Origin of the sequence: Sedimentibacter sp., from assembly GCF_032080165.1 — a bacterium.
In the GTDB taxonomy this organism is placed as follows: domain Bacteria; phylum Bacillota; class Clostridia; order Tissierellales; family Sedimentibacteraceae; genus Sedimentibacter.
In genome coordinates, this window is record NZ_DAMASY010000009.1 from 1 (window position 1) to 23,689 (window position 23,689).

Sequence of the window (23,689 nt, forward strand, 5' to 3'; positions counted from 1 at the left end):
ATATTGACCTAGTTTTCGATGAGCCAGCTGACCTATTTTTAGATTAGCATAAACACCTGAGGAATTCATAATAAAAATAATCAATCATTTATTTGCACATTTTGAGGATGTTTTTAATTCTGAAGATGATATGGAGCTTGAAAATATAATCAAAAACCTTGATTATTACGTTGATTTTATGAAGAATGGTTTAGGCAATAAAATTATGCAGGAGGATATATGAAAAAAAATCATGATAAAATTATAGCATTGATATTTGCTTTGGGCACTGTGTTTTTTCTTGTGTTGGCATTTACAAACAACCAATTTTTTAATTGGGCTTACGGTCGTCATCAAAACCAGATAAGCTGGTATATAAGACCCTTGTTTCTGATACCGTTTTGCTATTTTGCTTATAAAAGAAGCTGGGCAGGTATTTCAACTACGATTTTTCTGCTGTTAACAAGTATGTTTTGGTTTCCAAAGCCTGAGGTTGTCAGTGAACAGGTTAAGGAATTTTTGCGGATGGAAATGGATTATTTGCTGGGTGATTGGGGATTAACCAAAATTTTAATTACAATGCTGGTTCCGGTATCGCTTACAGCTTTAGCGGCGGCATTTTGGAAACGCAACTTATATTTTGGTATTTTGGTAATGGTATTTATAGCTGTTGCCAAAATGGCATGGAGCGTTGTATTTGGAGGAGAAGCAGGCAAGTCAATTTTCATTCCGGCAATAGCGGGATTGATAATTTGTATAGCTTTGATATATTTTGGATATAAAAAAATGGAAAAAAGGTAGCAGCAAAACACAGTCTTCTTGTTTTACTATAAGACTGTGTTTTTACCTAATAAGCCACAATAAAACAATTTTCTTAAATTTATTCTTATTTTTTTCTTATATTTGTTTGAAGAACGCCATTGATTGAATCTATATATAAGAGTATTGCTTCAGTGGAAATACTGTTATCGAGATAGCCCTCGTTCCTGCCCTGTTCAGTTAGGTTCATTAAAAAGATATATTTTCATTTGACAAAATTGACTTATTAATTTATAATAAAAATAAACCGACGTCGGTCTGTTGAAGGAGGTAAATATGTCAGAAAAATATAGCAATAAAAAAAAAGAACTTATAAGTATAGCAGGGAAATTATTTGTGGAAAAAGGATATGAAGAAACAAGCGTAGATGACATTTTAAAGGCTTCAGGTATTTCAAAGGGCGGCTTTTATCATTATTTTAAATCAAAGGAAGATGTACTTACAGACAGCATTAAAAACATTATAGAAGAATTACTGGAAAAGCTTGAACCCATAGTTATAGATAAACAGCTTAATGCTTTAGAAAAGCTAAGAGTGTTTATGGAGAAGAAATCCGAATTTCAAAATTCTAATAGGGAATATGCTAAATATTTGAGTATGTTATTAAAATCTGATTTTACATTATATAAGTACTATATAATTGTTGCACAAAAGTTTGTTGTGCCATTTGGCAGAATTATTGAACAAGGTGTAAAGGAAAATATTTTTGATGTAAAGTTTCCATATGAAACTGCAGATATATTGTTAAGAACTGTTGTTTCTCTTCCTCAAAGTGTTTATTACCATGAATATACTCATGACCAAACAAAACATTCTAACTATAAAATATCTATAAATGAGGTTTTGATAAGAGCTTTGGGATTAGATGATATGGTGAAAATACTTTAAGAATTCAAAAACGTAAAGCCGGAGGTTGTATGAATAATATTATGGTAAAGTCTTTTAAAGATATAACACCTGAGCTTCAGTCAATAGCAGGCGGAAAAGGTAGCATGCTTGCCAAAATGTTTCAAAGAGGATATCCCGTTCCGGATGGATTTGTTATTTTTCCGGCAGCATTTCAAGATGAAAAATTACTTGATGAAGCCCGGGAAGAAATTAAATCCTTACTGACTGATATCAGAAAAAATAATGCAGATGCAAAGTTTGCAGTGAGGTCATCTGCTTTAAGCGAAGATTCTTCACAGGCATCTTTTGCAGGAGAGTTTGAATCGTTTCTTAATATTGAAACATATAGCGGTATACTGGATGCTGTTTTTATGGTGTTTAAATCAAAGGAATCTGAAAGAGTAAGAACATATAGCTCAGTTCAAGGAATTGAGCAATCTCATCAAATGGCAATAATTGTTCAATTAATGGTTCAGTCTGAAATTTCCGGAGTGTTGTTTTCAGCAGATCCTATTACCGGAAGCTATACAAGTATGACAGGAAATTATGTTTTTGGGTTAGGGGAACAACTTGTATCCGGTGAAGCTGATGCATATGACTTTAAAATTTCAAGACCTAAAGGAAAATATGAAGGCCCGGAAGAATTTAAGAAATATGCTTCGAAATTATACATGTATGCTGCAAGTCTTGAAAAGGAATTTGTTAATCCCCAGGATATTGAATGGGCTGTTACTAATGGTAAGATATATATATTACAGGCAAGACCGATTACAACTTTGTCAATCGGAAATTTAGATACCTACGAAATAAATTATAGTATGATGGGCGATGAACTTTGGATAAATACAAATGTGGCAGAAGCAATACCTGATGTTCTGTCTCCATTTAACTGGAGTGTTGCAAGACGATTGGATGATGCCCTTAATTTTATACCGGGATATTATGTATTGTCAGGCAATATTTGTGGCAGGCCATATATGAATATCAGCAGAAGAGTTTCTGTAATATCTGCGTTACTTGGTAAAGATGCCAAAAGTTCATTTAATATTTTAGGAGATTTTTATGGAGATATTCCCGATGAAATTAATATACCTATGTATCCGTTTAGGCGGTTGGAGATAATCAGGAACATAATGCCAAGAATTTTAAAAATAATAATAAGTTCAACAAAAGATACTAAAAATCTGAAAGGTTTTTTACGAGAAACACCTGAATGGTGCAAAAATATAAGAGTCAAAATTGCAAACTTGAGCGATAAAGCAGAATTGCTGTCATTATGGAAAAATGAAATACAGCCTTATGTGATTAGAGCATGGAATAATGCAGGCGCAGGAGCTGCTAAAATAACCAATGTTACAGCATTGGATAATGCGCTTACAAAATTAGTCGGAAGTGAAGATGCAAACACACTCCTATCTAATCTTAGAGGAGATTCTGAATTGGAAAGCCTTGGACCTGTAGTCGGAATTTATAAAGTTAATATGGGAGAACTGAGCCGAGACGAGTATCTGAATAAATATGGGCACCGGGGAGTTCATGAGTATGAATTGTCAATTCCTGATCCGATGGAAGATACAGGCTGGCTTGATAAACAAATTAGGGAATATAAAAAGTCCAAAATTGATGTATATGCACTTTTGGAGAAGCAACATGTTCAATATGAAACTGCAAAAAATAGGTTTATTTGTAAATATCCCAACAAAGAAAAATGGCTAAGCAATAAATTAGGTAAAGCAGCGGAAGGGGCGCAGCTAAGGGAAGAGGCTCGTTCGGAGTTTGTAAGAGCATTCAGAGTAATACGAGCTTTTGCTCTTAAGGCAGGAGAGATATTAGAGTTAGGAAATGATATATTTTTCCTTTATATTGATGAGATTGAGAAACTGCTTTCAGGTGAGATGTCGGAGTTAAATTATATACCGTTAAGAAAAGAAAATTATGAAAAATATAAAACTTTTCCGACTTTTCCATCAATTATAAAGGGGAGATTTAATCCTGATGAATGGCTTAACGATCCAAACAGAAGAACAGATTATTATGATGCTTCTATTCCAACAATTAAATTACCTGATTCACAAATACTCAAAGGACATGCTGGTGCAGCCGGCAGGATAGAAGGAATTGTACGAGTTTTATCACATCCTGAGGAAGGAGAAAAGCTTCTTCCGGGTGAAATATTGGTAGCAGCAACTACAAATATAGGCTGGACACCTATTTTCCCTAAGGCGGCTGCAGTTATTACTGATATCGGAGCACCCCTTTCTCATGCCGCAATAGTAGCGAGGGAGCTTGGAATACCTGCTGTCGTTGGATGTGGGAATGCTTCATCAAGACTTAAAACCGGAGACAAAGTTATTGTTGATGGAGGACAAGGAATCGTGCATATATTAGATTAATATTTGCTATATAATAAAAAATTTTTTCTTGATGATAAAATCAAGAAGTTTTATAAATTCATCGGCCTAACATGTAAATGATGATGTAATGCCATTAACTTGTTAGGTCGATATTGTCAAATCAGCTTTTCAATCAGGCATAGAGATTTTGGATTGTTGAGTTTTTTTGCAAGATTGTATGCTTTTTTGGAGTGGATTTGGGCTTCTGCATAATTTCCTTTTTTTATTTCTAACAATGCTTTATAATACTCTGTAAAATCTCTGCCCCAAATAACATTGAATTTATCAAAATATTCAATGGATTTATTTATTAAGTCTTCAGATTCTTTAAATCTGCCCATGCTGTACAGCGCTTGTCCGGCATTTGAATAAAAGATTTCTAATCCCTTGACAACTGAGTTTTCCATACATATATTTATCGCCTTCATGAAATAGTCATATGCGTCTTCATAATTTCCCAAATCCTTGTTCATTTGACCTAAATAATTATAGCTTGCGGAAATGTTGACGCTGTACTTGCTGCTGAATTTATTCAAGCTTGAAAAAATGTTGATTGATTCGTTTAATACTCTGTCTGCTTCTTTGAAGTTTCCTGTCTTGATAAAATAAAGTCCCTGCAACCTTAGAATTATGCCTCTTTCATCTATTATGTCTCTTTTTTCAAGAAGGTTTAAGCATCTGTTAATATAATCATTCATTATATCGTTATTGCCGGTTTGTATGGCATAAAAAATCATTTGCTTGTGATTATTTAGCAAATATATTAAATTGTCAAGCTTATGTGCCAGCCTAATGCTTATTTGTATATTTTTAATTCCTTTTTCATATTCGCCTATGGAAATGTAATATCTTCCTGCCAAATAAGAAGCTTCCATTTTTATTTTAATGTACTCTGTATCCAAATCATCTATGACAGTTAAATCCTTCTCGATATTTTTCAGCTCTGACTCAATATCTGAAATATTTGAAGAGCTTAAAGAATTTATTGTTTCTGATGATAAAGACGGATAAGTTTCATGGTACATGGTATAGTAATAGGTTAAATTTTCAACCTTACTCTTTAAGTTGACATAATTGCCGTTATGGTCTGAATTAATTGTATTTTTCAGCTCTAAAATTTCTTTGAACAGTTTCTTCGTTTTTATTTCAGGTTCAACATCTAAATCGTTTTTCAATATGTTCGAAAGTTCATAATAAAGCCTGATTGCTTTGTTGTAATCCTCGGACAATGCATGTATCTTCATCAGATAGCGGTAGGTTTTTTCATTGTAAGGGTCATTTTTTATTAAAATATTTCCGTATTTTTCTATGCTGCTGTAGTCGCTTATACTTATGAGCTCATTAATTTTGTTATGTATTGATTTAATATAAATTTCTTTATAGTAATCTCTTTTTTCCTGCATCCAGTTTTCAAAATCATAGCAGTTTTTCACAGAAAAGTTCAGCAGGAAGTCGCCGGTATACAGATTAACCGCATTTGCTTCGGTAATATTGTCCGTATCGGATTCAACTGTTAAATCATTTGAAAATTCTATTACAGATTTTGAATTGGAAAAAATATTTTCGGATGTGCTTGTCTTTATTTTGTACAGAGCATCTCTTAAATTTTTTTTGCCCGTTTCCTCTCCGGATTCGGACCAGAACATGTTGATTGCTTCTTCTCGGGATATTTTTTTGTTTACGACGACATAGTAAAATAAGGCCTCCGATTTTTTGTACGGAAAGCTTATCAATTCATTATTAAGTTTTACCGACGGAGTCCCCAATAACTTTACAGAAATAATATTCATATTTATACCTCGAATTATGTTACCTTAATGATACATTATTCTTGGCTTTTTTTCAATTAAAACATAAAGAGCTGTTAATATATAAATAAAAAAGTGTACACCATACAATCAATTAATTGTATGGTGTACACTTTTATAGTAATATTATATCAAATACAAAAAGAGTACAATGAAGAGTAATTAAAAAACTTAATTATAAAATTAGGAGGAAAGTGTTATGACAAAGATTGAACAAAAAGTAGAAGAGATTAAGAATGAATTGATTGCCATTCGCCGTGATTTGCATCGGCATCCGGAGATAGGATTTGAAGAATATTATACTGCTGATAAAGTAGCGAATTATTTGAAAGATTGCGGTTACGAAGTTACTACCGGTGTAGGCGGTACCGGAGTGATTGGGGTCATGTATGGAGCTAATGAAGGTCCTACCTTCGCTCTCAGGGCTTGTTTGGATGCTTTGGAGGTTCCTGAACAGACTGGCATTGACTATGCTTCTGAGATTCCGGGGCGTATGCATGCTTGTGGTCACGATGGTAATATGACAGTAACCTTGGGTGCTGCTAAAATCCTAATGCAATATAAGGATGTACTGAATGGCAATATTAAAGTCATATTTCAGCCTTCAGAAGAAAATACAGGCGGTGCAGCTAAAATTGTGGAAGCAGGCGGCTTGAAAAATCCTGATGTGGATGCAATCATCACACCACACGTCTGGCATGGCATTCCGAAAGGAAAAATCTGCCTTAAGGCAGGTTCTGTAATGGCAAGCAGCGATCTATTCAAATTAGAGGTTCATGGTGTTGCAGGTCACGGAGCGTGGCCGCACCTTGCGGTTGATCCGCTTCCCATTGCGGCTGAGTTAATCCTTTCTCTACAGAAGGTTATCTCCCGTGAGATTGATCCTATGATTCCCGCTTGTTTGTCTATTGGAAAACTCGAGTATGGAACGGCTGCCAATATTGTTTCTGAAACAGTCACAATGTTCGGCACTGTAAGAACTTTGGACTCAACGGCGAGGAGTTTTATTCAGAACAGAATTGACGAGATTGCTGATGGGGTAACAAAAGCTGCCAGAGGTTCTTATACCTTGGAATATAACAGGGTCATGCCACCACTGTCCAATGATCCTGAATTAACCGCAATGGCAATGGATTCTCTGACACGCGCACTTGGTGAATCAGGCATTACCACGGACTATGATATCAGTATGGGCTGTGAGGAATTTTCGGTCTATCAGGACTATGTGCCGGGGCTATTCATGTTTATTGGAAGCTCGGAGGCTGACAAGCCGGTCATTGAGATTCACAATCCTAAATTCTTGTTTCCGGAGGATTGTCTGCCTATCGGTGTAAGGGCATTATGTGAGATTGCACTTAACTATCTTAATACTGAATATTAAAAAAATTAGGTCTTACGCGAACGTAAGACCTAATCAATATTTATAAAAAAACAAGGGGGAGAGGGTATTAATAAGTTGTACTTATTAACTATAAATTAATTATAAAGTTAAAAGCTTTAACTAATCTTAAGATTAGACGTTTTTTCGACGGGTTTTGTTTATAATATATATTAAAGATAAATGGAGGTGTATTTATGAACAATTTAGATATTTCAAATGCAATGATCATAAAATTAGATGATGTTTTACCGGAATATCCGGTCTTTAAGGAGAATGTAAGGAGAGCTCCTAAAAGAGAGCTTACATTAAATGAAAGAGAAATTAAGCTTGCATTGAAAAATGCATTAAGGTATGTGCCTGAAAGCTTACATGAAAAATTGGCTCCGGAATTTTTAGAGGAATTGATGACAAGAGGCAGAATTTACGGCTACAGATTTATGCCTAAGGAAGAAATTTACGGGAAACCCATAGATAAATATAAAGGAAATTGTGTTGAAGGCAAAGCGTTTCAGGTAATGATCGACAATAACTTAGATCATGAGGTAGCTCTTTATCCTTATGAATTAGTTACTTACGGAGAGACCGGTCAGGTGTGTCAAAACTGGATGCAGTATCAATTATTGAAAAAATATCTGGAGCAGCTGACGGATGAGCAAACTCTTGCTGTTATGTCAGGTCATCCCTTAGGACTTTTTAAATCACATAAAATGAGTCCTCGCGTAATAGTATCAAACGGATTGATGGTAGGAATGTTCGATAATCCTCACGACTGGGCAAAGGCAACTGCGATGGGATGCTCAAGCTACGGACAGATGACTGCAGGAGGATGGATGTATATCGGACCTCAGGGAATTGTACACGGTACGTTCAATACGTTGATAAATGCCGGAAGAAAGGAGTTGGGAATTCCGGCTGACAAGGATTTGGCAGGACATCTGTTCGTAACCTCAGGTCTTGGAGGCATGAGCGGAGCTCAGCCAAAAGCCATTGAAATAGCTAACGGAGTTGGAATAATTGCTGAAGTTGATTATTCAAGAATTGAAACAAGGTTAAACCAAGGATGGGTGTCTGAGGTTACCGATAACCTTGAAGAATGCTTTAAAATAGCACAGGAATATAAAGATAAAAAACAGACTATATCAATTGCTTATCATGGCAATATAGTTGATTTATTGGAATATGCAGTAAACAATAATATCCATATCGATTTGCTGTCAGATCAAACTTCATGCCATGTGCCATATGACGGAGGTTATTGTCCAAAGGGATTAACATTTGAACAAAGAACGCAAATGCTGAATACAAACAAAGAAGAGTTTGTAAAGTTGGTTGACAAATCATTGGCTGAACATTACAGAGCAGTTAAAGCTTTGGTTGATAAGGGAACATATTTCTTTGATTACGGCAATGCATTTATGAGGGCAGTATATGATGCGGGTATTAAAGAAATTGCTAAAAACGGTGTTGATACCAGCGAAGGGTTCATATTCCCGTCCTACGTAGAAGATATAATGGGACCTATGCTCTTTGATTATGGATACGGACCCTTCAGATGGGTATGCTTAAGCGGTAAGGAAGAGGACTTAAGAAAGACGGACCATGCAGCAATGTCAGTTATAAATCCGGACAGAAGAGGGCAGGACAGAGACAATTATATATGGATAAGAGATGCAGAAAAAAATAAATTAGTAGTTGGAACTAAAGCAAGAATACTATATCAGGATGCACTTGGCAGAAGAGATATCGCTTTAAAATTCAACGAAATGGTAAGAAATAAGGAAATAGGACCTGTAATGCTCGGCAGGGATCATCACGACACCGGCGGAACAGATTCACCATATAGAGAAACATCCAATATATATGACGGCAGCAATGTAACTGCTGATATGGCAGTACACTGCTATGCAGGTAATGCAGCAAGAGGAATGTCCTTAATAGCACTTCATAATGGAGGCGGAGTAGGCATAAGCAAATCAATAAACGGTGGATTTGGTATGGTACTGGACGGAAGCGAAAGAGTTGATGAAATACTTAAGAAGGCAATGACTTGGGATACAATGGTAGGAGTTTCAAGAAGGTCATGGTCAAGAAACGAGCATTCAATCGAAACTACAATTGAATATAATAAAATGAATAAAGGTGATGACCATATAACGATACCTTTCGTTGCAAGTGATGAATTAATAGAAAAAGCATTTAAAAATTACAAGAAATAACGGAGGAAGAAATGGAAAGAATTATTGAATGTGTGCCTAATTTCAGTGAAGGCAGAGATTTACAAAAATTAGAGAAAATACTTGATGTGTTCAGAGGAAGACATAATGTAAAGCTGTTGGATTATTCAAGCGATGAAGATCATAACAGATCTGTTGTAACCATAGTTGGAGAGCCGGAAGCATTAAAGGTTGCTATGGTTGAAGCAATAGGCAAGGCGGTAGAATTGATAGATTTAACCAAGCATGAAGGTCAGCATCCACGTATGGGAGCTGTAGACGTCGTACCTTTTATTCCTATAAGAAATGTAACTGTTGAAGAAGCCGATGCACTTGCTAAGGAAGTAGCAAAGGCAGCTTCTGAAGCTTACGGTCTTCCGTTTTTCTTATATGAAAAATCTGCTTCTGCTCCACACAGAGAAAACCTTGCAAATATAAGAAAGGGTCAATTTGAAGGAATGACTGAAAAAATGAAGGATGAACAGTGGATTCCTGATTTTGGTCCAAGTACAATTCACCCTACAGCAGGAGTAACAGCAATAGGAGCAAGAATGCCTCTTGTTGCTTACAATGTGAATCTCGGAACCAATAATCTTGAAATTGCAAGCAAAATAGCTAAAAATGTCAGATTTATGAATGGTGGATTCAGGTACGTTAAAGCTTTAGGCATTGAGCTTGAAGACAGAGGCATCGTACAGGTTTCAATGAACTTAACAGATTATACCAAAACATCAATTTACAGAGTGTTTGAAACGGTAAAAATGGAAGCCGAAAGATACGGAGTTAATGTTGTCGGAAGCGAAATAGTGGGGCTCGTTCCTTTACAGGCACTTGTAGATACGGCTGATTACTATTTGAGATTGGAGAACTTTAACTTCAATCAGGTGTTGGAAACAAGGCTGTAGAGGAAAGGGGACACACCTCTTTTTAAGGGATAGTCTCTGGGGATAGGAGGAATGTCCCCAACTGAAAACAATTTAGGAGAAGGAGGAACGGATGAGTAAAATTATTATAAAAAATGCATCGGAGCTTATTACCTGTAAAGGTAAAGCACCGAAACACGGCAAGGAAATGTCTGATATCGGCATGATTAAAAACGGATGCGTTGTAATAGAGGATGATATAATCATTGATGTAGGCTCGACAGATGATATACTAAAAAAATACGATGAGAATGAATGTAGAGTAATAGAAGCGGACGGTAAGGCAGTGTTACCCGGATTTATTGATTCGCACACACATCTTGTATTCGGCGGCTACAGGGCTGATGAATTTTCATGGAGACTGAAGGGCGACAGCTATATGTCCATTATGGAACGCGGAGGCGGCATTACGAGCTCGGTCAGAGCTACAAGAAACACTTCTTTAGATGAATTTATTGAAATAGGTAAAAAGAGATTAGACAAACTTATCGCCATGGGAGTTACAACAGTTGAAGGTAAAAGCGGTTATGGCTTAGACAGGGAAACGGAAATAAGACAGCTTCAGGCAATGAAGAAGCTGAATGAAATACATGCTGTTGACGTAGTGCCTACATTTTTAGGACCTCACAGTGTTCTGCCGGAATATAAGGGCAAGGAAGATGAATTTATTGATTATATGATTGATGTAATGAAAGACGTAGTCAGTGAAGATTTAGCTGAATTTGCCGATATATTTTGTGAGAAAAATGTATTTACCGTTGAGCAGTCAAGAAGATTTTTATCTGAAGCAAAAAAATCAGGTCTGAATTTAAAAATACACGCTGATGAAATTGTGCAATTAGGCGGAACCGAGTTAGCTGTTGAATTAGGCTGTACATCGGCGGACCATCTGCTTCAGGCATCAGACAAAGGTATAAAAATGCTCTCAGAATCGGATACAGTTGCAACCCTGCTGCCGGCTACGGCGTTTTGCCTGAAGGAAGAATATGCAAGAGCAAGAGAAATGATTGATTCAGGATGCGCTGTAGCTTTGGCAACTGATTTTAATCCCGGCAGCTGCTTTACAAATTCCGTCCCCTTGGTAACAGCACTTGCAGCCTTGCATATGAAAATGTCTGTGGAAGAGATAATAACGGCTTTAACAATAAATGCAGCAGCAGCTGTTAATCGCAGCAGTACAATAGGAAGTATAGAAGCAGGAAAAAAAGCAGATATTATAATATTAGAATATCCATCGATGCATTTTCTGCCCTATCATGCGGCTGTCAATATAGTAGAAACAGTAATAAAAAACGGCAAAATAATAGGAGAATAAAATGAGAGATTTTACATTAAATGATTTTACCGAAAAGCTTGCTTCTAATTCGCCTGTCCCGGGCGGCGGGAGTGTAGCAGCAGTGTGCGGAACACTAAGTGCCGCTTTGGCGGAAATGGTAGCAAATTTAACCTTAGGTAAAAAGAAATACATTCAATTTGAAGAAGAAATGAACTCTATAATCGAAAAAACAACCGTATTAAGAAATAAGCTGTTGGATTATATTGAGAAAGACAGCAATGCCTATAATAAGGTTATGGAAGCTTATAAAATGGCTAAGGAAACAGAAGAAGAAAAGGTTCTTAGAGCAAAAGCTATTGAAGAATATTCAAAGGGTGCTGCAATTATCCCATTTGAAATTGCTGAAACAGCATTTGAAATATTCCCTTTGACAGAAGCTGTTGTTAAAAACGGAAACTCAAATGCAATAACAGATGGATTAATTTCGGCAATGCTCGCGAGAACTGCTGTACTTGCAGGTATACTGAATGTACAAATTAACTTGGATTATATAACTGATGTTGATTTTGTAACTAAGTACAAAGCTTTAACGGATGAACTTAAAGCAAAAGCGTGTGAATATGAGAAAAAGATATTAAATTATTCGCCGTTTTAAGGAAAATAGCGGAGCTGCTTATGGAAAAGAGAGGAATAGGCAAAATTGCAGTATTACTTGCTTTAGGAGATGGCGATATTGAAAATTTGCAAAAATATTATGAAAATAAGAATTATATAATTTACAGCGGACAGGCTGGCTCAATGGATTCGAAGAAAATTATAGCTGCCATTGAAACGGCCGCTTTGAGAGAGGATATAATAAGAGAAAATTATCATGAAGAACATGCTCTTTACCATGCTATTATTGAAGCTTTAAGTGGATATTGCAGAGGTCAGGTAATGCTTGGTGAGTTTTTAAGAAGCGCCGGACTAACATTTACTATTGTAAGAGGTACCTTAGTAGAAGATGAACCAAGCAGCGGAAATTGGATAGCTGTTGTTCTTTACGGACAAATCGGTTCTCCAAGAAAAGGTTTTGAACACGAAGCAATCGGTATGGGAATACAGCCCATATAAATAATAAAATAAGGTCTGGAAAATTCCAGACCCCTTTTTATCTTCAACAACATTGTTTATCGTCGCAAAACTGAAATAAAACTACTAATAATAAGAAGAAAAATAGTAAATTAGATCCGCCTGCTCCACCAACTCTATCTCTTTTAAATCCCATATTTAAACCTCCTTAAAGTATTGTTTATGATATTATATGACTTTACTTTAAGTCGGTTACTGCTTTAATTTATAAAAATGGGAAACTTAAATTGAAATTGTCTTTTCGAAAAAACTTCAATTAAATAAAGTGTTAAAAATTTAAACGAGCTTGTTTAAAATAAACCAATTATCAAAGAAAAACAAATAATTAAATGTCGTACATTTAATTATTTGTTTTTCTTTGATAATAAATTATCGGTTAAAATATAAAGAGTTGTGACAATTATAGGTTTGTTTGACAGTTTATTTTGCTAAAGTTGGCATACATCTTGCTATAATTTGTTTAACAGTTATTATTTTTAAGAATGGAAAGGAGAGAAAAATTGGTTAATAATTTTCAAGAAGTAATTAATAGTGCGAAAAGGTGTTCACCAATAAATGTAGCCGTTGCAGCAGCAGATGATTTTGAAGTTTTAACAGCAATTGAAGAAGCTAGATCTTTAGGCATAATTAATGCTATTTTAATAGGTTATAAAGACAGAATTAAAGATATTCTGAATAATAATTCTATTGATTCCAAAAACTATGAAATTATTGATGCTGGAAATAAAGAAGAATCATGTTTTAAAGCGGTACAGCTCGTTAAAGAAGGAAAGGCTTCCACAATAATGAAGGGCATTGTAGATACATCAATTGTTTTAAAAGCAGTAATTAATAAAGAAACGGGCTTGGAGGTTAATGGTTTAATAAGTCATGTAGGCGTTTTAAAGGTTGATAAATTTGACAAACTTTTCTTAATCAGTGATTCAGCTGTTGTTGTATCACCAACAGTTCAGGACAAGGTCAGCATAATCAATAATGCTGTATCCGTTGCAAAAGCTTTAGGAATTGAAGAACCAAAAGTTGCAATTATTTGTCCGGTTGAAAAGGTAAACGAAAAGATTGAATCAACTGTACATGCAGCTGAATTAGTAAGTTTATATAAACAAAAAGAAATTACCGGATGCATAGTCGGAGGACCCTTTGCATTGGACAATGCTGTATCTGAAGAGGCAGCAGCTCATAAGGGTATTATTAATCCTATTGCAGGCAAGGCAGATATACTTATAGCACATAATTTAGAAGTCGGAAATGTTTTGAATAAAGCAATTGAGTATTTTGGACATACAGAAAAAGCTGGAGTAATAATGGGCGCAGGAGTTCCGATAATTCTTACTTCCAGAGCGAGTTCAAGTAAATCCAAGCTAAATTCTATTGCATTATCTGTTTTAATAGCACAAAAAAGTTTAAGTTAATAAATAAACATTAGGAGGATTTATGAAGAACTCATATAAAATTTTAGCTATTAACCCGGGATCTACCTCTACAAAAATAGCAATATATGAAAATGATAACTTAGTTTTTAAAGAAACAATATCTCACAGCAATTCTGATTTGGAAAAATTTGATAAAATAAGCGATCAATTTGAATATCGTAAAGAAATAATATTAGATACAATAAGAGAACAAAAATTCAACCTGAGCGAACTTAATGCCGTTGTAGGTAGAGGCGGAAATATGAAGCCTGTTGAAGGTGGTACCTATGAAGTTAATGAGGAAATGGTCAGAGATTTAATAATTGGTGTTATGGGACAACATGCTTCTAATCTTGGCGGGATAATAGCTGATGCTATTGCTAAAGATTTGGAGTTATCAGCATATGTAGTTGACCCTGTTGTTGTAGATGAATTTGAAGATTATGCAAGAATTTCGGGAATACCTGAAATAAAGAGAAAATCTAAAGATCATCCTTTAAATCAGAAAGCAGTAGCCAGACTTGCGGCAAGTGAGTTAGGAGGAGTGTATTCTGATTATAATTTTGTAGTTGTACATATGGGTGGAGGAATATCTATTGGAATACACAAAAAAGGCAGGATAATAGATGTAAATAATTGTTTAGACGGAGAGGGAACATTTTCTCCTGAGAGAGCCGGCAGTTTACCTGTAGGTTCATTAGTTGAAATGTGTTTTTCGGGAAAATATACTATGCAGGAAATAAAGAAAAAGATAACCGGCAAAGGCGGGTTAGTAGCATATTTGGGTACAAATGATGCAAGAGAAGTGAAAAAGAAAATAGCTGAAGGAGATGAGTATGCGAAATTAATCTATGAAACAATGGCATATCAGACTGCCAAAGATATTGGAGCAGCATCAACAGCTTTAAAAGGAAAGATTGATAATATAGTATTGACCGGCGGTTTAGCATATGACGAAGATCTTGTTCAATGGATAAAAGAAAGGGTTGAATTTATAGCACCTGTAAAGGTATATCCCGGAGAAAACGAAATGCAGGCAATGGTTCAGGGTGTTATAAGAATATTAAATGGAGAAGAAAAATTAAAAGTATATAGTTAAAAAAAGGAGGCACATATGTGGAAAGTTGAAGTAAACGAAAAATTATGTAAGAGGTGCGGTATTTGCTCAACATTCTGTCCTGTAAAAGTATTTACATGTAAAATTGACGGATTGCCGGTACACACATATCAGGAAAAATGTACCGGATGCAATTTATGTGTATTACGATGTCCGGATATAGCATTAACATTAACTGGAGGTAAAGAGTAATGACCAAAAAACAAGATATTAGATTTATTCAGGGTAATGTTGCAATGGTTGAAGGAGCAATAGCAGCCGGAGCAAGATTTTATGCAGGATACCCCATAACTCCTTCCTCTGAAGTAGCGGAAGCATCATCAATCAGATTGCCGCAAGAGGGTGGGTTATATGTGCAGATGGAGGATGAGATTGCCAGTATTGCAGCAATAATAGGAGCATCTGCTTCAGGAAAAAAATCTTATACGGCTACCAGCGGTCCCGGGTTTTCTTTAATGCAGGAAAATTTAGGTGTAGCTATTATGGCTGAGGTACCTTGTGTTATTATAAACGTTCAACGTTCCGGACCAAGTACCGGATTGGCAACTAAACCTGCTCAAGGAGATTTCCTGCAGAGTAGATGGGGAACACACGGTGATCATGGAATAATTGTCTTATCACCTTCGACAGTACAAGATTGTTTTGATTTAATGATTGATGCATTTAATTATGCCGAAAAATATAGAACACCTGTAATTTTCCTAGCTGATGAAATTGTTGGACATATAAGAGAAAAGGTTGTTATAAGAGAAGTGGGTGAAAATGAAATAATAAACAGAGCTCAGCCCGACTGCGAGCCTGAAGAATATAAGCCGTTTAACCATACTGAGGATGGAGTCGCTCCTCTTGCTCCTTATGGAGGTAAATATGTAGTTAGATTGTCTGGTTCAACTCATGATGAAAGGGGTTTTCCATGTTCAAGACCTGATAACGCAGATAAATTTATCAGACATTATACAGATAAAATTGAAAAGAACTATAAGGATATAGTAAAGGTTAGAAAATATAATTTAGAAGATGCGGATATAACACTTGTAGCTTTTGGGGGAAGTACCAGATCTGCTTTAGAAGCTATGAATATGGCGCGCAAAGAAGGCAAGAAGATTGGTGTACTACAATTAATTACACTATGGCCATTCCCCGAAGATGAGGTTAGAGATGTATTGGTAAATTCAAACGCTGTAATAGTACCGGAAATGAATTTAGGGCAGATGATAAGAGAAGTTAACAGGCTAAATGATTTTAATACACCGGTACAAGGCGTTAATAGGATAGATAGCATGCCTATTACACCTAAAGAAATTCTGGATAAAATTGCGGAGGTGGAAAATGAAAGCTCAAGAATATTTGGTTAAAGAAAAGTTTCCGTTATTTTGGTGTACCGGATGTGGAAATGGAAGTGTAATGCATGCAATCATAAGATGTTTTGAAAAATTGAATTACACCAGAGAGAATACAGTTGTTGTAACCGGCATAGGGTGCTGGGGAAAAGGAGACGATTATATTAATACTAATACATTTCATGGAACTCATGGCAGAGCATTAGCTTTCGGAACAGGTATAAAATTGGCTAATCCGGAGTTAAATGTTGTAGTATTAATGGGAGATGGAGACGGAGCAACAATTGGCGGTAATCATTTAATTCACGCTGCAAGAAGAAATGTTGATGTTACAGCAGTCGTAGTAAATAATTTAAACTACGGGATGACAGGTGGTCAATACTCAGGTACAACTCCTTACGAAAAAACAACATCAACTTCAAGATATGGTCATATAGAGCATGGTTTTGATCTAAGTGGTTTAGTGGCAGCTGCGGGAGCACCTTATGTCGCAAGAGGAACCACATATGGCATAGTTCAGCTGGAAAGGTTTATACTCGAAGCGCTCAAGAAAAAAGGATTTTCATTTGTAGAAGCAATTTCTCAGTGCCCGACACATTTTGGCAGACTTAATGGAATGAAAGAACCTGCTGATATGTTGAATTGGATTAAAGAAAATTCTGTCTCAATTTCTTCTGCAAATCATCTTTCAGACAGTGAGAAAGAAAATAAGTTTATATTAGGAAAATTTGCAGATAAAGAAAAAGAAGACTACAGTACAAAATATCTAAGAGTTATCAGTGAAGCAAAAAAAAGCAAAGAAGGAGGTAAATAATGAAAGGCAGATATGAAATAATCTTAAGCGGTGTTGGCGGTCAAGGCTTAGTAGTTGGGGGTACAATACTTGGTGAAGCAGCTACAATGTTTGAAAATCTAAATTCAACACTTACAACTTCATATGGTGTTGAAACCAGAGGAACATTTACTAAGTCAGATGTTATTATCAGCAAAGATGAGATTTTCTTTCCGGAAGTTGTAGAAGAAGATTTTGTGTTGGCATTGGCGCAGGTTGCCTACGATAAATATGCGAAATCAATAAATGAAAATTGTATTCTTGTTTATGATTGTAATTCTATAGAACCTATTGATAATTTGAAAGTTATACAGTATGGATTCCCAATAACAGATACAGCCAGAGAAATTGGAAATATAGCTACCGCTAACATTATCTCCTTAGGACTTATAGTGAAAATGACAGGAGTTGTTTCTGTAGAGTCAGTGATTAATGTTTTGCAAGAGAAGTTTTTTAAGAAGCCTAACATATATGAAATGAACCTTAATGCATTTAATAAGGGGTTGAAAATGGCAGAGTAACTGTAAATAATTCTAAAAAACCTTGATTGTTAAATAACAAAATAGAAACAGTATTCGATATCCTGAGAGATTCATATGCTGTTTCTATTGCACCATAATAATTAATTGTCTAATCTATATTTTAAGACTCGTACGATTCTTCAATTTGCTTAAGTCTTTTCCATAAGGTCGACCTGCTTATTCCAAGAATATTAGCTAAATCTGATTTGTCGCCTTTATATATTTTACTTGCTTGTTCAATTACTTGAAGCTCAATATCACTTAAGCTCGAAAGACGGATAGAAATACTGTCATCCTCATTACGATTATCATTCCTTACGTTTTCATAAACTGTATTTTTTTTAAAATAATTTTCTTCGTTCAATAAGGAATTAGTGACAAAAATCGGATCAATAGAAAAACCGTCCGACAATATTGCTGATTTTTCAATAAAATTCTCTAATTGTCTCACGTTACCAGGCCAGTTGTATATAGTTAATATTTTTATTATTTCATTTGAAACAGGGGAGATTTTTGTGTCATACTTATCATTCATTCTATCAAGGAACATGTTTGCTAAATTGGGAATATCTTCCTTTCTTTCTCTGAGAGGAGGTATTATCACGTCTATAACGTTTAATCTGTAATATAAGTCTTGTCTGAATTTACCTTCATTTACCATATTTAATAAATTTTTATTTGTTGCTGCTATGACTCTTATATTAACATTTAAAATATAATCTCCGCCTATCCTTAGAATTTCCTTTTCCTGAAGCACTCTAAGCAGCCGTCCTTGGAGACTTAAAGGCAACTCACTTACTTCATCAAGAAATATTGTGCCGTTATGGGCAAGTTCAAATAATCCCGGCCTTCCTCCTTTTTTAGCACCTGTGAAGGCTCCTTCTTCATATCCGAATAATTCGCTTTCCAACAGGTTCTCCGGCATAGCAGCACAATTTACGGTAACAAAAGGTCCGTTTTTTCTCAAACTTATATTATGTATGCTTTGTGCAAAAAGTTCTTTCCCTGAGCCGGTTTCAGCCAATATTAAAACAGTAGTATCCGTCTTAGCAATTTTTTTAATTTTTGTCTTTAATTCCTTAAGTTCTTTGCTTTCGCCTACAATATCCTCTAAATGATATTTTGCGTACAATCCTTTTTTATATAGTTGAGATCTTACCTTAAGCTCCAATTGCTGCAATTTTGATACTTCTTGTAAAGAAATAATCGTATTATATTCGTCATTTTCCATTATGATAGGAATAATATTCGCAATAAATTTGTTATTATTAATTTCTACTATTTTATTAAAAGTTATTTTTTCATTTGTCATTGTATCTGCGATTACTTTAAAAGGGGCAATAGTTAAAATAGAATTATTAATTATTTCGGAAGTTTTAACATTAAAAATTTTTTCAGCTAATGAATTAAGCGTAATAATTTTATTGTTGCTATCTATTGTTAAAACACCATTATTTGAATGATCTAATATATTTTTATATCTTTTGTTTAATTCTCTTTCTCTTTTAGATAAATCACTGATATTTTTTGCCGAGTTTAAAGCGGATTCAATTCCTTTTCTGTCACATTCAATAGAAATTGCATTTACATTATATTTTGCAGCTTCTTCAATTATACAATCGCCTATTCCAACTAATGAGGTGAGACCTGAATTAACGGCTTTATTTATTGAATTTCTTAATTCTATATTGTTAGTATAGGTAAATAACTCAAAATTAATATTTAGAATACCATTCAGCATATATAATTCTTTTAAGCTGTCATGCTTAAAAAGAATTAGCGCAACAGTATTACCATATTTTTTAGCTTTTAAAAGTGTATTTAGTACGTTTGCTATAGTTATTTCTATTGAAACAACAGGGATTTTAACCAACCTTCTAATAGATTCGGCAGAATTACCGTGACTTATTATTACATCATAATCTTGTTCATGTTGTTGAGCATAAATATGCCCACTTTTTAATATACCACCATCATGAACATGTATATTAATTCCTATTTTTTTTGCTGAATCTTTAGCTATATCAGCCATATTTTTGCTTGTGGATACAAAAAGTATCTTTTCATTCATAAATGGCAATTCGCTCCTTAAAATATTTACATTATTATATAATTCTTTGATATTAAAGTCAATCTTGTGCGTATAAAATTTAAACAATGTTTTTTTAATAAACATTAAATTTAACAATTTCATAATGACCTAAACACTTTAATAAACGTTTTGTGAGCCTATCAGTCATTTACAGTTAATACATAAGCATAAATATATGTTGGCATAAAAGTTGCTATCAATTAAGTTGAAATAGTTTTGAATATTTTGTAAACATAAGATTCAGACAATTAACAAGGGGGGAAAACGTTGTAAAAGATAATAATAAAGAAAATTAAATTATTGGAGGTAAAAAAATGACTTTACAAATCGCAGACAGAACTAATGGTATTTATCCATCAAAAATACGAGAGGTTTTAGATCAAGCTAGTGCATTGAAAAAGCAAGGTGTTGAAGTGGCTGACTTTACAGTGGGCAGACCGGATTTTGATACTCCGGAGCATATAAAGGAAGCTGCAAAACAAGCCCTTGACAAAGGTTTGGTACATTACACTTCAAGTGCCGGATCCTTAATTTTTCAGGAAGCGGTTTGCCGTAGGTATTATGAGGACTATCAATTGCAATTCGAACCTAATCAGGTTATTGCAACAGTAGGTGCTTCTCAGGCAATATATTCAGCTTTGCAAGGAATATTAAATCCGGGGGATGAAATTATTGCACCTGAGCCCATGTATGTATATTATGGAGGTTTATCATTCTTGGCAGGTGCCAAGTTGATAAACGTTCCTATTAGCGATGAAGATGAATTTATTGTCAAGGCAGAAGTGTTGGATAAGTATATTACTCCTAAAACTAAAGCTATAATCCTAACTTCTCCCAATAATCCTACAGGACAAGTTATCGATAAAGAGACAATTATTAAAATTTCTCAATTGGCAATAAAGCATAATCTTATAGTTATAGCAGACGATATTTACGATAAAATTCTTTATGATGATGTTGATTATTTACCTATTGCAAAAGTTCCGGGAATGAAAGAGAGAACCATTATCATAGGTAGTTTTTCGAAAACATATGCTATGGATGGTTGGAGAATCGGATATCTTATTATCCCGCAGGAACTTTATAAAGGTATATTTAAAATTCATCAGCACATGGTAAGTTGCCCTAATACGTTTGTTCAGATTGGAGCAGCAAAAGCATTAACAGATTCACAGAAGTGCGTAGAAGATATGGTAAAAGAGTTCGACCGAAGAAGACGTTTGATTATGAAATATTTTGATGAGAATAAGATATCATATGTCAGACCGAAGGGTGCTTTTTATATTTTCCCATCTGTTAAAGAATTTGGTCTTGATTCAAAAGAACTATGTATGCATCTGTTACATGAAGCGAGAGTAGCTATTGTCCCGGGATCAGCTTTCGGAGCAGCCGGAGAAGGTCATATAAGAATTGCATTTTCTGCATCTTATGAAGAGATAGATCAGGGGATGGAAAGAATGATGACAGCTTTAAATAAATTAAGAAATAAATAGTATAGCTTATTGGCATGATGTAAATAGGGGGGATAGAACCCTTATATATAAATTATAGGAATATCATAGAGATATTACCATTAAAAATAGGAGGATTACAATGGAAAAAGAAAGATCTAAGATGTCGTTTGGCATGGCTGCCTTATGCATGGGACTAATTGTTGCTGTCATGATGATTGGAATACTTATTTACAAGATCAAATTACCAACGTTGTTATTTTTATGCTGGCTAATTGTTGTGCCATTTGCTAAAAAAATTGGAATATCATATTCTGAACTGCAAAATGGCGGCTTTGACATGATTAGAAAAGGGTTTGAAGCAGTTGTGATTATATTAGCAGTAGGTGCATTAACAGGCGCTTGGATAGCATCAGGGACAGTTCCCGGATTAATCTATTTAGGATTAAAAATAATGTCACCAACATTCTTCTTGATTACAACCTTGTTTCTTTGTTCTATCGTTTCGCTTGCTACAGGTACTTCTTGGGGAACGCTTGCAACAGCGGGTTTAGCATGTATGGGAATTGGTGAAGGGTTGGGAATTCCTGCGGGAATGACAGCCGGAGCTGTAGTTTGCGGAGCATTTTTTGGTGATAAAATGTCACCTTTGTCGGACACTACAAATATGTGTCCTGCTGTTGCGGGTACAGATGTTATAACTCATATAAAACATATGATTTATACTACCGGTCCTGCGTATGTACTTTCAGCAATTATTTTTCTTGTGTTTGGTTTTAAATACGGTTCAGGCAGTGCAGACATGCATAGTGTACAAAGCTTAATGGATGCAATATCCGGAATATTTAATGTAGGTTTTGTTGTATATATACCGGCAATAGTTGTTATAACACTTCTTGTAATGCGGCAATCACCTGTTACTTCTATTCTGATTGGTGGAGTACTTGGAGTAACCGTTGCTGTTTTATATCAAGGTCAAACTTTAAACGATGCAGCCGCTACTTTGTATACCGGTTTTTCCGGAGAATTTGGAAATGAATTCTTAAACAATTTGTTAAATCGTGGCGGTATTGTAAGAATGCAAGAGTTAGCAACTATTATGATAGCAGGGTTAGGATTGGGAGGTATGCTAAGAGTATCCGGTGTGTTGCCTGCTATTGTAAATAAACTTACTGAATATATTAAATCGGTAGGAGTTCTTGTTACTAATACTATTATAATATGTATATTGGGTCTTTCGGTTGGAGGTTCAATGGCATTTACACATGTTATGGCTGGAACCTTAATGTCACCGTTATTCAGAGAGTTTAAATTAAAACCTGAAAACTTATCAAGGGTTTTGGAGGATGCAGGTACATTAGTAGCACCTTTGATTCCGTGGGGCGGAAGCGGTGTATACACAGCTACTATGTTACAAGTTCCAACAGTTGTATACGCTCCGTATTGTTTCATAAACTACCTAACTCCAATAATTTCTATAATTTACGGATTCACGGGATTCTCAATGAAGAAATATACTGATGAAGAACTTGAGGAATTAGAAAGAAAAGAAGCATTAACAGGAGTTTAAACTTTATCATTTTATAAAACAATTTGCTATTAGCATAGTGATAGGAGAAGAAATTTCTTCTCCTATTATCATCAAACGGTAGTAATTAATCTATCCGGAAATATAACTAAGTGGGATTACAATCTCTCACTGAAATCGTTAATGACAAGCAATGCCCTTATTGAAGATATTAGGCAGATCTAAAATTATAATATTGGATTATATTTATTAAGGAGGGAAAAATGGATTTTAATTATTTTTTTTCACAGAGGAATAATACCGGAATTAGTTCTTATTTAATAATAGCAGATGTAGCAGGTATATTGATACTTATGCTTGGGCTGAAATTATCCATTATATATTTTTTAGATATTTTTAGATTGAGCAAAAAATTAAAAAATATTATATGTCTAATTGGTAGTGTAATGCTAATATTTTCAGGTATCAATCTCGTATTGTTCAATAGAGGCCTACAAACATGGTTTATTAGTATAGTGTTTATTATGATTGCTTCATTATTAGGAAGATTAGCTCATAGGAAATTTTAATAAACTGATAATAACC

The 23,689-nt window shown here is 34.8% G+C and carries 20 protein-coding genes; 18 read left to right on the forward strand and 2 right to left on the reverse strand.

Going from position 1 to position 23,689, the window contains the following annotated elements:
* Nucleotides 1-219: 219 nt before the first annotated feature.
* The 3 genes from RT412_RS12265 to RT412_RS12275 all read left to right on the forward strand — a co-directional run bounded on the left by RT412_RS12265 (nucleotide 220) and on the right by RT412_RS12275 (nucleotide 4,079).
* Complete coding sequence (locus RT412_RS12265) at nucleotides 220-780, forward strand: hypothetical protein (protein ID WP_313341366.1); 561 nt, start codon at nucleotides 220-222, stop codon at nucleotides 778-780.
* A 294-nt stretch (nucleotides 781-1,074) separates the two neighbouring features.
* Nucleotides 1,075-1,686 carry a TetR/AcrR family transcriptional regulator gene (locus RT412_RS12270; RefSeq protein ID WP_313341363.1) on the forward strand — a complete coding sequence of 204 codons (612 nt, stop codon included), beginning with the start codon at nucleotides 1,075-1,077 and terminating at the stop codon, nucleotides 1,684-1,686.
* A gap of 29 nt (nucleotides 1,687-1,715) precedes the next feature.
* A complete protein-coding gene (locus RT412_RS12275; protein ID WP_313341360.1) occupies nucleotides 1,716-4,079 on the forward strand; it encodes a PEP/pyruvate-binding domain-containing protein in 2,364 nt (787 codons plus the stop codon).
* Nucleotides 4,080-4,195: 116 nt separating this feature from the next.
* On the opposite strand, the gene RT412_RS12280 is transcribed toward RT412_RS12275, so the two are convergent.
* Nucleotides 4,196-5,869, reverse strand: coding sequence for a BTAD domain-containing putative transcriptional regulator (locus RT412_RS12280; protein WP_313341357.1), 1,674 nt, complete (start codon nucleotides 5,867-5,869; stop codon nucleotides 4,196-4,198).
* Nucleotides 5,870-6,086: 217 nt separating this feature from the next.
* On the opposite strand from RT412_RS12280, the gene RT412_RS12285 reads away from it, so the two are divergent.
* From RT412_RS12285 to RT412_RS12340, 12 genes are all read left to right on the forward strand, one after another.
* A complete protein-coding gene (locus RT412_RS12285) occupies nucleotides 6,087-7,268 on the forward strand; it encodes a M20 family metallopeptidase (protein ID WP_313341354.1) in 1,182 nt (393 codons plus the stop codon).
* A gap of 194 nt (nucleotides 7,269-7,462) precedes the next feature.
* Nucleotides 7,463-9,484: a urocanate hydratase gene (locus RT412_RS12290; RefSeq protein ID WP_313341351.1), complete on the forward strand. Its 2,022-nt coding sequence runs from the start codon at nucleotides 7,463-7,465 to the stop codon at nucleotides 9,482-9,484.
* A gap of 11 nt (nucleotides 9,485-9,495) precedes the next feature.
* A complete protein-coding gene (gene ftcD / locus RT412_RS12295; RefSeq protein WP_313341348.1) occupies nucleotides 9,496-10,386 on the forward strand; it encodes a glutamate formimidoyltransferase in 891 nt (296 codons plus the stop codon).
* 91 nt (nucleotides 10,387-10,477) lie between these two features.
* Nucleotides 10,478-11,719 (forward strand): imidazolonepropionase, encoded by a 1,242-nt coding sequence (hutI, locus tag RT412_RS12300; protein ID WP_313341345.1) that lies wholly within the window; start codon nucleotides 10,478-10,480, stop codon nucleotides 11,717-11,719.
* A gap of 1 nt (nucleotide 11,720) precedes the next feature.
* On the forward strand, nucleotides 11,721-12,335 hold the full coding sequence (locus RT412_RS12305; RefSeq protein WP_313341343.1) for a cyclodeaminase/cyclohydrolase family protein: 615 nt from the start codon (nucleotides 11,721-11,723) through the stop codon (nucleotides 12,333-12,335).
* Nucleotides 12,336-12,355: 20 nt separating this feature from the next.
* Nucleotides 12,356-12,793 carry a HutP family protein gene (locus RT412_RS12310; RefSeq protein WP_313341340.1) on the forward strand — a complete coding sequence of 146 codons (438 nt, stop codon included), beginning with the start codon at nucleotides 12,356-12,358 and terminating at the stop codon, nucleotides 12,791-12,793.
* A 518-nt stretch (nucleotides 12,794-13,311) separates the two neighbouring features.
* Nucleotides 13,312-14,223, forward strand: a complete 912-nt coding sequence (locus tag RT412_RS12315) for a bifunctional enoyl-CoA hydratase/phosphate acetyltransferase (RefSeq protein ID WP_313341337.1) — start codon at nucleotides 13,312-13,314, stop codon at nucleotides 14,221-14,223.
* Nucleotides 14,224-14,245: 22 nt separating this feature from the next.
* The gene (gene buk, locus RT412_RS12320) at nucleotides 14,246-15,322 is read left to right on the forward strand and encodes a butyrate kinase (protein ID WP_313341334.1); all 1,077 of its coding nucleotides are present in this window, start codon (nucleotides 14,246-14,248) and stop codon (nucleotides 15,320-15,322) included.
* A gap of 15 nt (nucleotides 15,323-15,337) precedes the next feature.
* Nucleotides 15,338-15,532 carry a 4Fe-4S binding protein gene (locus RT412_RS12325; RefSeq protein ID WP_313341331.1) on the forward strand — a complete coding sequence of 65 codons (195 nt, stop codon included), beginning with the start codon at nucleotides 15,338-15,340 and terminating at the stop codon, nucleotides 15,530-15,532.
* Complete coding sequence (locus RT412_RS12330; RefSeq protein ID WP_313341328.1) at nucleotides 15,532-16,695, forward strand: 2-oxoacid:acceptor oxidoreductase subunit alpha; 1,164 nt, start codon at nucleotides 15,532-15,534, stop codon at nucleotides 16,693-16,695. The genes RT412_RS12325 and RT412_RS12330 overlap by 1 nt, the downstream gene beginning before the upstream one ends.
* Nucleotides 16,670-17,494 carry a thiamine pyrophosphate-dependent enzyme gene (locus RT412_RS12335; RefSeq protein ID WP_313341325.1) on the forward strand — a complete coding sequence of 275 codons (825 nt, stop codon included), beginning with the start codon at nucleotides 16,670-16,672 and terminating at the stop codon, nucleotides 17,492-17,494. The genes RT412_RS12330 and RT412_RS12335 overlap by 26 nt, the downstream gene beginning before the upstream one ends.
* On the forward strand, nucleotides 17,494-18,033 hold the full coding sequence (locus RT412_RS12340; RefSeq protein WP_313341322.1) for a 2-oxoacid:acceptor oxidoreductase family protein: 540 nt from the start codon (nucleotides 17,494-17,496) through the stop codon (nucleotides 18,031-18,033). Before RT412_RS12335 ends, RT412_RS12340 begins: the two co-directional genes overlap by 1 nt.
* A 121-nt stretch (nucleotides 18,034-18,154) precedes the next feature.
* On the opposite strand, the gene RT412_RS12345 is transcribed toward RT412_RS12340, so the two are convergent.
* A complete protein-coding gene (locus tag RT412_RS12345; protein WP_313341319.1) occupies nucleotides 18,155-20,104 on the reverse strand; it encodes a sigma 54-interacting transcriptional regulator in 1,950 nt (649 codons plus the stop codon).
* Nucleotides 20,105-20,439: 335 nt separating this feature from the next.
* Here RT412_RS12345 and RT412_RS12350 point away from each other — a divergent pair, with 335 nt between their 5' ends.
* From RT412_RS12350 to RT412_RS12360, 3 genes are all read left to right on the forward strand, one after another.
* Nucleotides 20,440-21,618, forward strand: coding sequence for a pyridoxal phosphate-dependent aminotransferase (locus RT412_RS12350; RefSeq protein WP_313341316.1), 1,179 nt, complete (start codon nucleotides 20,440-20,442; stop codon nucleotides 21,616-21,618).
* Nucleotides 21,619-21,718: 100 nt separating this feature from the next.
* The gene (gene nhaC / locus RT412_RS12355; RefSeq protein WP_313341313.1) at nucleotides 21,719-23,146 is read left to right on the forward strand and encodes a Na+/H+ antiporter NhaC; all 1,428 of its coding nucleotides are present in this window, start codon (nucleotides 21,719-21,721) and stop codon (nucleotides 23,144-23,146) included.
* A gap of 221 nt (nucleotides 23,147-23,367) precedes the next feature.
* A complete protein-coding gene (locus tag RT412_RS12360) occupies nucleotides 23,368-23,673 on the forward strand; it encodes a hypothetical protein (RefSeq protein ID WP_313341310.1) in 306 nt (101 codons plus the stop codon).
* The last annotated feature ends 16 nt before the right edge of the window (nucleotides 23,674-23,689 follow it).

Excerpts from the sequence above, each read along its gene's own strand:
- RT412_RS12265 (WP_313341366.1), top strand. The coding sequence starts at position 220 with ATGAAAAAAAATCATGATAAAATTATAGCATTGATATTTGCTTTGGGC.
- RT412_RS12270 (WP_313341363.1), top strand. The coding sequence starts at position 1,075 with ATGTCAGAAAAATATAGCAATAAAAAAAAAGAACTTATAAGTATAGCA.
- RT412_RS12275 (WP_313341360.1), top strand. The coding sequence starts at position 1,716 with ATGAATAATATTATGGTAAAGTCTTTTAAAGATATAACACCTGAGCTT.
- RT412_RS12280 (WP_313341357.1), bottom strand. The coding sequence starts at position 5,869 with ATGAATATTATTTCTGTAAAGTTATTGGGGACTCCGTCGGTAAAACTT.
- RT412_RS12285 (WP_313341354.1), top strand. The coding sequence starts at position 6,087 with ATGACAAAGATTGAACAAAAAGTAGAAGAGATTAAGAATGAATTGATT.
- RT412_RS12290 (WP_313341351.1), top strand. The coding sequence starts at position 7,463 with ATGAACAATTTAGATATTTCAAATGCAATGATCATAAAATTAGATGAT.
- ftcD (WP_313341348.1), top strand. The coding sequence starts at position 9,496 with ATGGAAAGAATTATTGAATGTGTGCCTAATTTCAGTGAAGGCAGAGAT.
- hutI (WP_313341345.1), top strand. The coding sequence starts at position 10,478 with ATGAGTAAAATTATTATAAAAAATGCATCGGAGCTTATTACCTGTAAA.
- RT412_RS12305 (WP_313341343.1), top strand. The coding sequence starts at position 11,721 with ATGAGAGATTTTACATTAAATGATTTTACCGAAAAGCTTGCTTCTAAT.
- RT412_RS12310 (WP_313341340.1), top strand. The coding sequence starts at position 12,356 with ATGGAAAAGAGAGGAATAGGCAAAATTGCAGTATTACTTGCTTTAGGA.
- buk (WP_313341334.1), top strand. The coding sequence starts at position 14,246 with ATGAAGAACTCATATAAAATTTTAGCTATTAACCCGGGATCTACCTCT.
- RT412_RS12325 (WP_313341331.1), top strand. The coding sequence starts at position 15,338 with ATGTGGAAAGTTGAAGTAAACGAAAAATTATGTAAGAGGTGCGGTATT.
- RT412_RS12330 (WP_313341328.1), top strand. The coding sequence starts at position 15,532 with ATGACCAAAAAACAAGATATTAGATTTATTCAGGGTAATGTTGCAATG.
- RT412_RS12335 (WP_313341325.1), top strand. The coding sequence starts at position 16,670 with ATGAAAGCTCAAGAATATTTGGTTAAAGAAAAGTTTCCGTTATTTTGG.
- RT412_RS12340 (WP_313341322.1), top strand. The coding sequence starts at position 17,494 with ATGAAAGGCAGATATGAAATAATCTTAAGCGGTGTTGGCGGTCAAGGC.
- RT412_RS12345 (WP_313341319.1), bottom strand. The coding sequence starts at position 20,104 with ATGAATGAAAAGATACTTTTTGTATCCACAAGCAAAAATATGGCTGAT.
- RT412_RS12350 (WP_313341316.1), top strand. The coding sequence starts at position 20,440 with ATGACTTTACAAATCGCAGACAGAACTAATGGTATTTATCCATCAAAA.
- nhaC (WP_313341313.1), top strand. The coding sequence starts at position 21,719 with ATGGAAAAAGAAAGATCTAAGATGTCGTTTGGCATGGCTGCCTTATGC.
- RT412_RS12360 (WP_313341310.1), top strand. The coding sequence starts at position 23,368 with ATGGATTTTAATTATTTTTTTTCACAGAGGAATAATACCGGAATTAGT.